Annotated in this window: 6 protein-coding genes; 3 read left to right on the top strand and 3 right to left on the bottom strand. The window is 34.5% G+C overall.

The features are described from left to right. Positions 1–198: 198 nt before the first annotated feature. Positions 199–2937: an aconitate hydratase AcnA gene (gene acnA / locus V6255_RS08015; protein ID WP_341627677.1), complete on the bottom strand. Its 2739-nt coding sequence runs from the start codon at positions 2935–2937 to the stop codon at positions 199–201. Positions 2938–3667: 730 nt separating this feature from the next. Here acnA and V6255_RS08010 point away from each other — a divergent pair. Both V6255_RS08010 and V6255_RS08005 read left to right on the top strand, forming a co-directional pair. Beyond that, positions 3668–5254: a polysaccharide lyase family 7 protein gene (locus V6255_RS08010; RefSeq protein WP_341627676.1), complete on the top strand. Its 1587-nt coding sequence runs from the start codon at positions 3668–3670 to the stop codon at positions 5252–5254. Between the two features lie 217 nt (positions 5255–5471). Beyond that, positions 5472–6959 carry an MATE family efflux transporter gene (locus V6255_RS08005; RefSeq protein ID WP_341627675.1) on the top strand — a complete coding sequence of 496 codons (1488 nt, stop codon included), beginning with the start codon at positions 5472–5474 and terminating at the stop codon, positions 6957–6959. 429 nt (positions 6960–7388) lie between these two features. On the opposite strand, the gene V6255_RS08000 is transcribed toward V6255_RS08005, so the two are convergent. Then, the gene (locus V6255_RS08000; protein ID WP_341627674.1) at positions 7389–9122 is read right to left on the bottom strand and encodes a bifunctional protein-serine/threonine kinase/phosphatase; all 1734 of its coding nucleotides are present in this window, start codon (positions 9120–9122) and stop codon (positions 7389–7391) included. A 1118-nt stretch (positions 9123–10240) separates the two neighbouring features. Here V6255_RS08000 and V6255_RS07995 point away from each other — a divergent pair. Beyond that, positions 10241–12607: a bifunctional diguanylate cyclase/phosphodiesterase gene (locus V6255_RS07995; protein WP_341627673.1), complete on the top strand. Its 2367-nt coding sequence runs from the start codon at positions 10241–10243 to the stop codon at positions 12605–12607. 703 nt (positions 12608–13310) lie between these two features. On the opposite strand, the gene V6255_RS07990 is transcribed toward V6255_RS07995, so the two are convergent. Beyond that, positions 13311–14096: an LEA type 2 family protein gene (locus tag V6255_RS07990; protein ID WP_341627672.1), complete on the bottom strand. Its 786-nt coding sequence runs from the start codon at positions 14094–14096 to the stop codon at positions 13311–13313. Between the last annotated feature and the right edge of the window lie 270 nt (positions 14097–14366).

Raw genomic sequence — 14366 nt, 5'->3', positions numbered from 1 at the left:
AAATACAAATGGTGAACATTGGATGAATGATTGAAATCAATAAATGCAAAACTGAAAACAATAGTAAAAAGTGGTAAGGAAAAACACAGGCCAACAGTATGACCTGTGTTTATTCAAAAGTATTAACATCGAAAGATCTTTTCTATATAGGGATCTAGAAAAGATACAACGCCAACAATAATTTAGAAACCTGAAACCTTATTTTTCCGTTGCTAAATTACGCAATACATAATGCAGTATTCCTCCATTTTGGTAATAACTAAACTCATTGGGGGTATCGATTCTAATTTTGACTTCAAAAGATTGTTTTTTATTATCTTTATCAACCACTGATACCATCACCGTTTTTTGGCCAGCACTTACTGCTGGAATACTAAATTGCTCTTCACCCGTCAAATTCAATGAATCAACGCTATCGTCAGGCATAAACTGCAGTGGCAATATCCCCATCCCGACTAAATTAGAGCGATGAATTCTCTCGTAACTCTGTGCAATGACAGCTTTAACGCCTAATAAAGCTGGTCCTTTAGCTGCCCAGTCACGAGAACTACCCGTTCCGTATTCTTTACCTGCTAAGACAATTGAAGCAATATTTTGTTTTTTATATTGCATAGCGGCATCGAATACACTCATTTCTTCACCCGATGGCATCATTCGTGTCCAACAACCTTCAGTGCTAGGTGCCAGTAAGTTACGTAAACGAACGTTAGCGAAAGTACCTCGCATCATTACTTCATGATTGCCTCGTCTAGAGCCATAAGAGTTAAAGTCTTTAGGAGAAACACCTTCACTCTGTAAGTACTCAGCAGCTGGGCTATCTAGTGCAATAGAACCTGCGGGTGATATATGGTCAGTCGTGACACTATCACCAAGTTTTAATAAACAACGTGCATTGTCGATATCGTTAATTTCTGGAATCTGCGTGCTGATACCATCAAAAAACGGTGGTAGTTTGACGTAAGTAGAATCTGGCCAATCATACTTTTGGCTTTGAATGACGTCTAATGCTTGCCAATCTTTATTGCCACTATAAACATCTGAATAGCGTTTGGTAAACATAGCGCTGTCGATGGACTTTTCAATGAATTGTTTAATTTCTTGATTATTTGGCCAGATATCTTTTAAGTAAACGGGATGACCTGAAGCGTCATTACCTAAAGATTCTGTGGCAATGTCTATCTTCATATTACCTGCCAATGCATAAGCAACAACAAGAGGTGGTGATGCTAAGTAGTTGGCTTGTACTTCTGGATGTATACGTCCTTCAAAGTTACGGTTACCTGATAATACTGATGTGACCGATAAGTCTCCTTGATGGATTGCTTGGCTAATTTCTTTCGGTAAAGGGCCTGAGTTACCAATACAGGTTGTACAACCGTATCCGACTAATTGAAAACCAAGGGCATCTAAGTCTTCGTTTAATCCAGATTTAAGTAAATAATCAGTAACGACTTGTGAACCGGGTGCAAAACTGGTTTTAACCCAAGGTTTAACGTCTAACCCGCGTTGTCTTGCATTTCTCGCCAATAACCCTGCGGCGATTAATACTGATGGGTTCGATGTATTAGTACAACTGGTAATGGCGGCAATCACTACTGAACCATGTTTGAGTACAAAATCTTTACCGTCGTATTGGCAAGGGACACCGGAATCTCCATTATCCGCGGGTAATAACGTCGAAGATTGGCCTCCTTCACTTTCAAAACTATTTTTATCTTGACTATAATTTATCTGTTTAACGTTACTTTGCAAATCTAACCAGTCTCGGTAAGCTTTGCCTGCTGTATCTAATGAGATTCTATCTTGTGGTCGTTTGGGTCCTGCGATAGAAGGCACTACATCTTCTAGCTGTAATGATAATCGACTATGGTAAACCGCATTTTGTTGCGACTCGGTTCCCCACATATCCATTGCTTTTAAATAGGTTTTAATACGGTCGAGATGTTTTTCATCGCGTCCTGTTAATTGTAAGTAGTCAGTGGTTTGATGATCAATAGGGAAAATGCCACAAGTTGCACCATATTCAGGGGCCATATTAGCAATGGTTGCTCTATCCGCTAAGGTGAGTTCATTAACGCCTGCGCCAAAGAATTCTACAAACTTCCCGACGACACCTGCTGTACGTAATTGTTCTGTTACGGTCAATACTAAATCGGTCGCGGTCGTACCCGCGGATAACTGACCTTTTAATTCAAAGCCTACAATTTCAGGTAATAACATGGTCACTGGTTGGCCTAACATCGCAGCTTCTGCTTCTATGCCGCCAACTCCCCAACCTAATACACCTAATCCATTTATCATGGTGGTATGCGAATCAGTCCCTACTAAAGTGTCTGGATATAATAAGTTATCTTGCTCAGGTCTATTAAAGACAACTCTTGATAAATATTCCAAGTTTACTTGATGGACGATACCGCGTCCTGGTGGTACAACTTTAAAGTTATCAAAGCTTTGTTGTCCCCAACGTAGGAATTGATAACGCTCATTATTACGTTGAAACTCAATAGCCGTATTTTGTTGCATGGCATCTGCTTGTCCAAAGACATCTACCATGACAGAGTGGTCAATAACCAGTTCGACTGGATTTAAAGGGTTTATTTTATCAGCTTGACCACCCATTTTGACGATAGCATCTCGCATTGCTGCTAAATCAACCACGGCAGGAACGCCTGTAAAATCTTGTAAAATAACGCGAGAGGGCACAAAGGCGATTTCGGTATCTTGCCAATTATCTACATCCCATTTTGCGAGGGTATCGATATCTTGCTGTTGGACGAAATCATTATCGGCATGACGTAATAAATTTTCTAATAGGATTTTTGCGGCGAAGGGTAAACGAGAAAGGTCATATTTATCTGTTAACCCCTCAAAACTGTAGTAGTGGCAAGTTTCACCATTAATTTCAATTTGTTGTAAGCATTGTGTCGACTTGTTCATTAGAAGTTCTCCATTAATAAATTGATGAATAACGCTAAGTTCAGTCAGTCTACATTAACATATTAGGCTAGAAATTTAAGGAGAAGTCATAAAACTATCGAATTAATTTAAAGGGCATAAACCAAGACTGTAATGAAAAATTCGAAAAGTACTTTGGAAACTAATGCCACAAGTTAATGTTATAAGCGATGTCATTAAAGCATATAAAGATTTAAAGCAAATAAGTGTAGTGGGGGAAGTATTAAGAGGCTATTAACAATAGCGTTCGTTGCATTTTAATAATACAAATGAAGCTCTTTATATTTTACATTCACCTTTACAACTATTTTCTTAGGAATAAATATTGGTGGAAAATAGATTGGTTTGAAATTGTGATTTATTTGAAAACTTTAACGACATTTTTAACAAAAAACAGGATGAGTCCTAATAACCTATTTTAGTTAAAAACTGACTAACTAATTTATGATTTATCGCTCTAGGTGCCTAATATGTAGGCATGAGGTTTTTTAATTAAACTTTCAGTAGATCTAACTTCTTGCCAATTTTATGTTCAAACTGAGATCTAGTTTAGACTTTCTGACAATCTTCAATACTTACTAGAAAAACTTAATGTAGTCTAATAAGCAAGAAATAAAGAACACCATCTGCAGATTTGGCGGATATAAAAATCATTTTATACAGCTTGAAATTGCATTTGTTACATCATTAAATAATATAAATAAGGGTTCCAATGAAACACGGAAAATTAAGTTTATTTTTAAGTACTTCTATTGCTGTTGCATTATCTGGTTGTGCTACTACAGCAGATGCGCCAACAGGTCCAATTAACTTAGCAGGTACTCAAGCGGCACTAACCGTTGTTGCTACAGAATCTAGTGTTCATGACGGGAATGGCCCAGATCGTTTAATCGACGGTGACATTTCAACACGTTGGTCTGCAAGTGGTGATAATGCTTACGCTACTTTAGATTACGGTCAAGTTGCTGAATTTGATGCAGTGCGTATCGCATTTTCTAAAGGACACCAACGTTCTAGTAAATTTGATATATTAGTCAGTGAAGATGGCAGTACATGGACAACCGTTCTTGAGGGTATGAATTCGTCTGGTAAGGTAACATCAATCGAACGCTTCCCATTCACAGCTGTTAAAGCGCGTTACGTTAAATACGTAGGGCATGGTAATACTAAAAATATGTGGAACAGTGTTACTGAGTTTTATGCTGTAAATTGTGCAGTTAATACTTGTCTTCCAAATGAATTTATTACTGATGACGTTATTGCAGCTAATGCAGCAGAAAATAAAATCTTAGATAAAGCAGCAAAAGCTAAAAAAGCAAAAGAAAAAGCTAAAATGAAAGCATTGCGCTTAGGAGACTTCGGTACGCATGTTCCTTTAAAATGTGATTCAGCAGTTTCTGATTGTAGTAAAAAAACGTGGTGGGATGTGCCACTAAAATCACCAACAATTCCAGCAGTGCCATTAGCAGGTAATAAACCAGGTGAGAACTTTGACTTAACAACATGGTATTTATCACAACCATTTGACCATGATAAAAATGGCAAGCCTGATAATGTTGATGAATGGTACTTAAACCAAGGTTACGAACAGCCTGAGCTATTTTATACGGGTGATGATGGTGGCCTAGTCATTAAAACATTCATTAAAGGGACTCGTACCTCTAAAAACACTAAATACACTCGTACTGAAATGCGTGAAATGTTACGCCGAGGAGATAAGTCTATCTCTACTAAAGGTGTTAACAAAAACAACTGGGTATTTGGTAGTGCGCCAGAAGCTGATCTTGAAGCCGCTGGTGGTGTAGACGGTACGTTAGATGTAACAATGAAAGTAGATAATACAACTTCTACAGGTGAGTTAGGTCAAGTAGGTCGTTTCATTATCGGTCAAATCCATGATCAAGATGATGAGCCAATCCGTCTTTACTACCGTAAATTACCAAATAGAGATACAGGTTCAGTTTACTTTGCACATGAAAATACACTTGAAGGTTCAGATAACTACTTTAGTTTAGTAGGCGATTTAAGTGGTGAAGTTGATGATGGTATCGCGTTAGGTGAAGTATTCTCATACCAAATTAAAGTTGAAGGCAACACAATGACTGTTACAGTAAAACGTGATGGAAAAGATGATGCAGTTCAAGTTGTTGATATGAGTAAAAGTGGTTATGACCAAGGTGGTCGTTACATGTACTTTAAAGTGGGTGCATACAACCAAAACAACACAGGTGACCCAGAAGATTTTGTACAAGCTACTTTCTACAAAATTAAAACATCACATGATGAATACAAAAAATAATAGTTAGTTAATTTTTAACATCACTTAAGCCAGCATATTGCTGGCTTTTTTCATTTCTATTACTCGTCACCTTGTTTGATATCCTCTATACTTATCTGCTTTATGTTTATTTCTCTAATCTTTTTTAATATCTTCTTAATTAAATACAACATTAACTTTAGGTTCTTGACCTTTAAGTATTCATATTAAATTTTATTTTTTGCATGGAATATAGCTTATGGTGAAAGGAAAATTTGTTAGCGGTAATATTTTCAATCATATTATTGTTATGTCATCAACGAATGCGATTGGATTAACGGCGCTATTTATTGTTGATTTGGCTGATCTCTTTTTTATTAGTTTGCTGGGTGAAACAGAACTCGCTGCAGCGGTTGGTTATGCGGGGACAATTGCCTTCTTTACAACGTCTATCAGCATTGGTTTGTCGATTTCAATGACCGCTTTAGTCTCAAGAGCGATAGGTCAACAAGATAGAGAAAAAGCCCGGCGTTTAGTGATTAACATTTTGGTCTCAGGTTTTATCGTGGGCGTAATTATTGCGGGTTTAACTTGGTATTTTGCACCTGAATTGGTTAGTTTAATTGGTGCTCAAGGTGAAACGCACGATTTAGCAGTAAGTTATTTACGTATTCTTTTACCTTCTTTACCTGTGTTGTGTGTGGCGATGAGTGCCGGTGCTGCTTTACGTTCTGTTGGTGATGCCAAACTTGCTATGTATTCAACATTAGCAGGCGGTGGTGTAAATGCGGTATTAGATCCGCTATTTATATTTGCTTTTGGCTTAGGTTTACATGGTGCTGCTATTGCTTCAGTTATTTCCCGATTTGCAGTTGCTTGGGTGGCGTTATACGGTGTTACGCATATTCATAAATTAATGGGGAAATTTGATTATAGTAACTGGCTTGCTGATCAAAAAGAAATATTTAACGTGGCTATCCCTGCAATGAGCACCAATATCGCAACCCCTTTAGGTAATGCTTATGTCACCATGATGATTGCCTCATTCGGAGATAGTTATGTTGCTGGTTGGGCTGTTATAGGGCGTTTATTACCGGTTGCTTTTGGCATGATCTTCGCTATTTCTGGTGCGGTTGGTCCTATTATAGGACAAAATTTTGGGGCGTTATTATACGACCGCGTGCGTCTTACTAATAAACGAGCACTGCAATTCACCGCAGCTTATGTAGTGGTGATAGCCGCAATTATCGGCCTATCTAAAAATTATATTATTAGTGCTTTTGGTGCGCAGGGTGATGCCGCAGAAATGATCGATTTTTACTGCACTTGGTTATGTATTATCTTTATATTTAACGGTGTGATGTTCATTGCTAACGGAACCTTTAATAATTTAGGATATCCGAGCACTTCTACCGTCATGAATATAGGTAAAGCAACGATTGGTACCATTCCATTTGTTTATTTTGGCGGTGAATGGTTTGGTGCTTTAGGAGTGGTTGCTGGTCAAGCAGTAGGGGCAGTGTTATTCGGTCTGATTTCATGGTTCTGGGCACAGCGCATCCTTAATAAATTAGGGATGAATGAGCAGATTAATAATAATACTGAAGAAGATCTAAACCTAACCTCTGCTTTACCGTTAACACCGTTCTGTTCAAGCCGTATTTACATGTGTGCAGATAGTGAAGAAAGCTTAACTGAGCAGTTGTACAAAGACGATAAGAGTGAAAATTCAAACAATAAAACGTAGTTTCTTAATAATTAAATTATTTATAGAGGCTATTTTAGAAAGTACAGTAATAAACACTATTGATTCACTTTTTAATAGTGTTATGGTCCAACACACAAGTTAACAGTACTTAATAATTGCTTTTAGCTTGTGTAGGACATTAATTCATTCTTTGTATAATCAAAAATACACTTAGTACTAATCACACTAATTAACTGAACTATTTTACTGGTTAGAATAACTTATTTCTTCGTTATAAGTGTCGAAAAGGAAACAAGCATCGACATCCTTTAGGAAATTCTCCGAAAGATGATTAACGAAATTAATCTTCGAAAGGCCTCAACTTATGCCTTAAACTAAGCCTTTTGTCCTGCATAAAATCTAGAGCACTTACTTTAATGTAATTAATATAACTTGATGACTGATGTTTAATCACGAATAAATTATTTATTACGGATTATTTATTATAAATAGGAGCATAATAATAATTATGCCTAATCCCGAGGATAACCCTTTCCAAAATAACAATGGATCTCGATCTAATAGAGGAGGGCGAATATTATTCAAAAAATCCTTACTGGGATTACGTAAATCATATAAAAATTCAGATAATTCATGATAGCGATCTTGTGGGTTAGGATTAAGTGCTTTCCAAAGTGTATCGTCTATCCAGGCTGGTATTTCACGGTCATCATCAAGAACAGAACGATATTGTAGGCGCTTTTGTGCTGATTTGGTTTTAGCTCTAGCGATTTGAGTACCAAAAGGTAATTTACCAGTTAGCATTTGATAAGTGATCACGCCTAATGAAAATATATCAGCATTACTAGCTGCTAATTCTCCTAGAAAATATTCGGGTGCAGTATATTGCGCAGTCCCTAAGTTATCTTGATGTGTTAATGGGGAGTTTATTTCCATCAATCCAGCCACTTTTGTGGAACCAAAATCAATTATTTTCACTAATCCATTGTTTTCAATCATAATGTTTTCAGGTCTTAAGTCTTGATGAATCATTTCTTGTCGATGAAATGCTAGCAGACCTTTAGCTATTTGTTCAATAATTCCTCTGACAGTTTCTAAATCGGGTTTTGGATTATCAATCATCCATTGCGTGAGCGTTTGACCTTCAATAAATTCGCTAGCGACGTAAATAAAATGACGTTCACGTATTTGTAAACAAGGCTTTAATACATGTGCATTGTCGATGCGACGCGCTATCCATTCTTCCATTAAAAAGCGTTCTAAATAAGCGGGATCAGAAGATAAATCCGTTGAAGGTGTTTTGATTACCACTTTTTGTTGGCTTTGGTTATCAATGGCTAAGTAGATATGGCTGCGGCTACTATCGTGCAATGTATCTATAATTTCGTAGCCATCAAATTGCATACGCGCGTGTAAAGTAGGGGGGAATGGCAATTCAGTGAGTTGTGCATAAACCTCATCGGAAGTTTGACTTGGTAGATTAACAATATCGATTATTTGAAGGGTTAGATTATCGTCACTTCCTTGCTTTAGTGCATTGTCTGCAATGACTTCACAAGCTTTCGTTAAATCTTGTTTATAGCTATTAATTGTTTCAATAATAAACGTTTCATTATTGTGCTCATATATTCCATCTGTTGCCAGAATGAAAACATCGCCAATTGCTAGGTTCACGATATTATAATCAATCTCAACATAAGCGCTTATTCCCATTGCTCTGGATAGATAATGTTGATCTTTAGAAACCCAATGGCGGTGATCTTCTGTTAATAATTGTAATTTATTATCTCGCAATAAATAGATGCGTGAATCGCCAATATGGAAAAGGTGAGCTGTTGTTGATTTGATAATAATCGCGCTAAAAGTACAAACGTACCCTTTATCTTTATTAAAGCGATGATGACTTTTTTGGCTTTGTGAGTATAACCAGGCGTTGTTGGCGACTAAAACTTGTTGTGCAGACTTCTTCACCGACCAGGTTTCTGAAGTACAAAAATAATCTTCGAGAAATGACTTAACACTTGCTTCACTGGCTATTTGGCTAACGTCACTACTACTGATACCGTCAGAAATTGCAATGGCGATACCTTTACTGGTCAAAATAGGCTCTTGTGGAATGTAAATACCGTAAGCGTCTTGATTGACTGGTTTTAATCCCTTATCTGAATATTCCCCAACTGAAATTTGTAATTGTGTAGACATCATTTATACCCTATAGAAAGTCGTAATATTAATGTAAAGATAAGCCTAGTATTCTATTAAATTGCATTGCTAAATGATAAGTTCATCAAAGTAGATAACTATGTTAAAAAGTAAATTGTTAAAAAATAAATTGTTAAAAAGTAAATTCACTTTAAAAATAACTTCTTCATTAAAATTTTGGTTCATCATTACGTGGCATTAACTATTTCCGTTTCAAAGGTAAAGCAACCCAATTAAAAATCCATTTTTTATTAAAAAGTCATGATTTGCTACTTATATCAAATATTATTGCAACAAGTATTCCAATATCCATGTGACTTTTATCTTATTGATAATATTTGATTTAATTTTATATATTTATATTCTTAAATTTAATCAATAGTTATATGCACCTTTAAAGAGCATAAAACCAGTTTTTTAGGTGACAAATCAATTTTAATTTCTATGGTAAATAACAGTGTTATTGACTGGAGAGTATGATTAATAAAGTGTTATTGATAATTATTTTCATTTGTATGTATTGAATGAATGATAATTATTTTTTCAAGTCTTTAAATTTTACAATTAGCTTTAATATCAAATATTTATAAATTATAAGTTGGGTTTATAACCAATATGATAAGGGTCACATATTGGCCTCTATTGATTGTTAATTAATTAGTATAGACTAAAACAGGCTTCTATTTTATTTCACTGAATATGGATTTAAAATTAATTAAGAACATGATTAATAATACTATTTGATCAAGCTGATGTATTTTAAAGTAAATATTTTTTAATAAATTATTTAAATCTAACTCAAGTCTTAACCTGAGTATGTCGCCTATAATTAGGTGCTTTAATTTAAGCAAAGTAACTTTAAAAAATTGAATTTATATAGGCAGAATCTGTTGGTCTTTATAATGTAATTTATCCATAGACATTTTTTAAAGAAATAGATCATTTTATAAGTGGTTGTATAGACTTATTGAGGCATTTTTTCATTCATACACTGGTATGAAATAATAACAATTTATATCAAGTTTCACATTGTAATAAATTGAGAAAGCAGAAATATAAAAAATGATTTTTTATATTTCGCTGTTTACGCTACATAAATATACGGAAATAAATACATAATGAAGAGTCTAAAGAACAAAATATTTTTGTTATTTGTTTCTATATTATTAATGGTACAAGGGATTGCCTTCTGGACTCTATATGACGCTAATAAAAATCAAGAAGATGCTGAAATTAATAACCGTTTAACGACGGGAATGACTATTTTTACTGAATTATTCGAACGCCGATTAGAATATTTATCAGCATTTACTGAAATTGCTGCAAAAGATCATGGTGAAAAAAAAATATTTAATAATAACGATATGCGAAATTTACTACTCTCTTTAAACAATCATAGAGAACGTATCAATACAGACTTAGCAATGGCTATTTCTTTAGATGGATTTATTACAGGGCAATTACAACAGCGTTTTACTAATTCAGGGTTGTTACATACAAGTGGTGAAGATAAAAACATAAATCAAATACATCATGGACGTGAATTAGGAAGTTATTTCCGTTATCCAGAATGGCTGACAACTAAACAGCAATCTCAAATATATATTATTGATGATGTACTTTATCAGGTCAGTATCTCACCAATCAATGTAAGCTCAAAAAATATTGGTTGGCTTATTTTTGGTTTTGAAATAAATCAAAATTTAGCTAATGAGTTTAAAAGCATTACTCACTTACAAACAGATTTCATTTTAAAAGAAGACGGAGAGTTTTTCCTTAGTGCCTCTTCAAAACAAAACCTTAAAATGTCAAAAGAACAGAAGTTAACTTTAGCTAAATCAGTTAACCAAAATATTACACCAGAGCAATATATCGCGACTTACACCATCATCTCTCAATTTAAAAATAGAGAGTTTGGCGTCTATATGTATAGTTTGCGAGAAAATATTGTCTCGTTAATAGAAGAGCAGTGGTTAAAACTTTTATTATTAGCAGCATTAACATTATTTGCTTCGTTATCTGGTGCTTATTTGATTGCGGCTTCTATTAGTAAGCCAATAAATCGGTTAGTCGTTCATGCAAAAGAGATTGCGGCGGGCCATTTTGAACAAAAGATTACGTTCACAGAGAAGAATGAAATAGGGCAGCTTGCTAATGAATTTAATCATATGCAACTCGCGCTTGCTCAACGTGAAGATGCGATTATTCGACTTGCTAATCACGACCTCCTGACCGATTTACCTAATCGGCATAGACTCAATGAAGTGTTGTCTGCATTAAAAGATGATCACTTTATGATGGTGCATTTAAACTTAAGTCGTTTAAAAGATGTTAATGCAACATTAGGATATGACGTCGGCGACTTAGTTATTCAGACACTCGCTATTCGTTTGCAAACTATATCAGAGCATCAACATGTACAATTACTAGTACATTTAGGAGCAGATGAATTTATTTTGATCTTAGATTCAATGGCGATTAATGAGGTTAGTGCTCAAGTTAATAAAGAGTTAGAGGATGTATTTTGTTTTCAAGGAATAAGTCTTCAACTCCAAGTGAGAATGGGGATTGCCCTCTATCCAGAGCATACTTCAGATGTTACTCGATTAGTGCAAATGGCAGATACTGCATTACATCATACTCGAAACAGCGGTAGTCTCATTCAAGTTTATCAGCCTAATTTAGACATTAATTCAGTTGAACGATTAAACTTGATTAATGATTTAAGACAAGCGATTCCTTGTAACCAATTTGAGCTCCATTTCCAGCCTAAGTTATGTTTATATTCATTAAAAGTAACGCATGTAGAAGCATTAGTACGCTGGACACATCCAACACTTGGTATGATTCCACCTGATAACTTTATACCCATTGCAGAGAAAACAGGGCAGATAGAAGGTCTTACTCGTTGGGTATTTGTTGCTGCGTTGATGCAATGTACTGAATGGAATAAGTTAGCTCTTGATATTAATATTTCTGTTAATATTTCTGCTGAGAATTTAAAAGAATCTGATTTTTATGAGTTTGTTTGTCAAATGATGACGATTCAAAACATTAAACCACAACAAATTACACTCGAAGTAACAGAAAGCTCTGTTGTAGACGATCCTAAATCTGCTATTAAATTATTAGGTAAATTTAAAGATTACGGTTTTAGAATTTCGATTGATGATTATGGAACAGGCTACTCTTCATTAGCACAACTTAAGCAACTACCTGTCCATGAGTTAAAAATAGATAAATCATTTATTCAACGCCTTGAGCGTGATCTTGATGATCAAATTATTGTTCGATCTACTATTGATTTAGCACATAACATGGGACTTAAAGTTGTTGCAGAAGGTATTGAGGATGAGTTCTCATTATTATGGTTAGCTCAGTACAACTGTGAATTTGCACAAGGATATTTCATAAGCAGACCTAAGTCTGCTAGTGAGTTAACGCCTTGGCTTTTAAACCCACCTAAATTTACTCATTCTATATAATGAAAATTAAGGTATAGGACATAAAGTACAACGCTAAACGTTAGCCATAAAACTTGGCGTTATATGGCTCTTTTGAGCAAGCGTTTATGGCCATTGGTATGACTATAGCTATTATAATAAATAGCCGCTTTCTTTTTCATTAATATTTAGGTTAAGCGTGAGTTTAATTTATGAATTCTATTCTAACTGAGCTGAGTTTTTTACTCTTAACTTATGTACGCATGAAAATTAGCGTCCATACTTCATATTGTCGCTCTTATTATTTATTAACTCTATTAATACCAATTACATTAAATAAGTGATCAAAATTTTGCGCAGAAAAAATGAATTATTTCAAAGCGCAATTTGAGGCCTTTCGAAGATTCACTTTGTTAATCGCCTGTCGGAGGCTTAACTAAAAGAGGTTAACTATTTAATAATTGTTCGCTTTACGAAACTTACAACGAAGAAATAGATTATTTTAACAAGTAAAACAGGTCAGTTAACGAGTGTGATTGGTATAATCCGTTAACCTTATTTATGAAGCAAAGTATGCGATCCCCGAATCTGCTAGATGTTTTGTGTTGTCAGTAATATGTTTATTTGAGCTAGAGGAAGGTTGATAAGCTAGATTGACTAATTTTAGTAATATTCATATTGTTATTGCCATATAACTATATAACCAGAGAGCTGCAATATCGACACTCTCTGGTTATTTTGTTACTTAACGAATAAATGACGATAAGTTAATTGTTTGATCATAAGACTTTGTAAACAACGGTGATGTAATTTCAAAGTGCAATGGTAACTCAGGGCTCAACAATAACGCGAAGACATTACTGAACATATCACTTGGTTTAATAGTTAATGGTAATTGAAGGTTGCTTTTACCTTCCGTTATTTTTTGGCTACTTAATGCTCCTTTAAATAATTCACTACCTTTTGAAGATACTGAATAATTAACATCATCTAACGGTAAACTGAAATCATTTTGATTATCAACATCTACACTTAATATAATATCTAATTGGCTAAAGCTTGCGTTTACAACCTTAAGATCGGCAATTGAAACTTCTGGGATATAAATGGTTGCAGAACGTTCAAAAGGAATCGCTAAACCTAACGAATTTACATTACCTTTAATCTGATAATCTAATTTTCTTTCTTTAAATAAAAGCTGTTGTAAAGATGTTAGTGTTTCTTTTGTTAAAGCAAGTGACAAACTAACATCTTTGTTTCCATTCGCAGGTAATGTACCAATGGCATCAGTTTCACCATCTAACATCTTTTCATCGTTTAATGAAAGCTCATAAGTTACGCTATTAATTGGTAACGAAAATGCATTACCGTTTGCAATATTAAATGTCGGATTAAGTTCAATACGGTCCATCGACACTTCACCAATCGCAAATGACTTATAGTTAACGTCCGGTTGTTTTACGTAATCTTTTATTACGCTACAAGCTGACAACATAGTTACTGTTGTTACGATCATAAGTTTTTTGAACATAATTTTTCCTGTGATAAAAATAATTTATTTTAATGAGTTTAAGTTTTTATATTGGTATTAAATGAATTATATCAGATTGTTTATATTGATTAATGCGATAAAAATAAATGTTTAATAATATAAGAATGAATCCCGTTCTATGTAGGCATAAAGATAGAGATAGACTATAAATATTTCACTAAAAATTTCTTTAATGGATTTTTATGATTCAACTAATTCAACTAATTCAACTAATTCAACTAATTCAACTAATTCAACTAATTCAACTAA

Source organism: Psychromonas arctica (assembly GCF_038155225.1).
GTDB classification, from domain to species: domain Bacteria; phylum Pseudomonadota; class Gammaproteobacteria; order Enterobacterales; family Psychromonadaceae; genus Psychromonas; species Psychromonas arctica_B.
The sequence above is the reverse complement of the archived record's forward strand: the minus strand, read 5'-3'. Positions and strand labels throughout refer to the sequence as shown.

What these genes read in the sequence shown, in the direction of transcription:
- acnA (WP_341627677.1), bottom strand. Translation starts at nt 2,937, where the DNA reads ATGAACAAGTCGACACAATGCTTACAACAAATTGAAATTAATGGTGAA.
- V6255_RS08010 (WP_341627676.1), top strand. Translation starts at nt 3,668, where the DNA reads ATGAAACACGGAAAATTAAGTTTATTTTTAAGTACTTCTATTGCTGTT.
- V6255_RS08005 (WP_341627675.1), top strand. Translation starts at nt 5,472, where the DNA reads ATGGTGAAAGGAAAATTTGTTAGCGGTAATATTTTCAATCATATTATT.
- V6255_RS08000 (WP_341627674.1), bottom strand. Translation starts at nt 9,122, where the DNA reads ATGTCTACACAATTACAAATTTCAGTTGGGGAATATTCAGATAAGGGA.
- V6255_RS07995 (WP_341627673.1), top strand. Translation starts at nt 10,241, where the DNA reads ATGAAGAGTCTAAAGAACAAAATATTTTTGTTATTTGTTTCTATATTA.
- V6255_RS07990 (WP_341627672.1), bottom strand. Translation starts at nt 14,096, where the DNA reads ATGTTCAAAAAACTTATGATCGTAACAACAGTAACTATGTTGTCAGCT.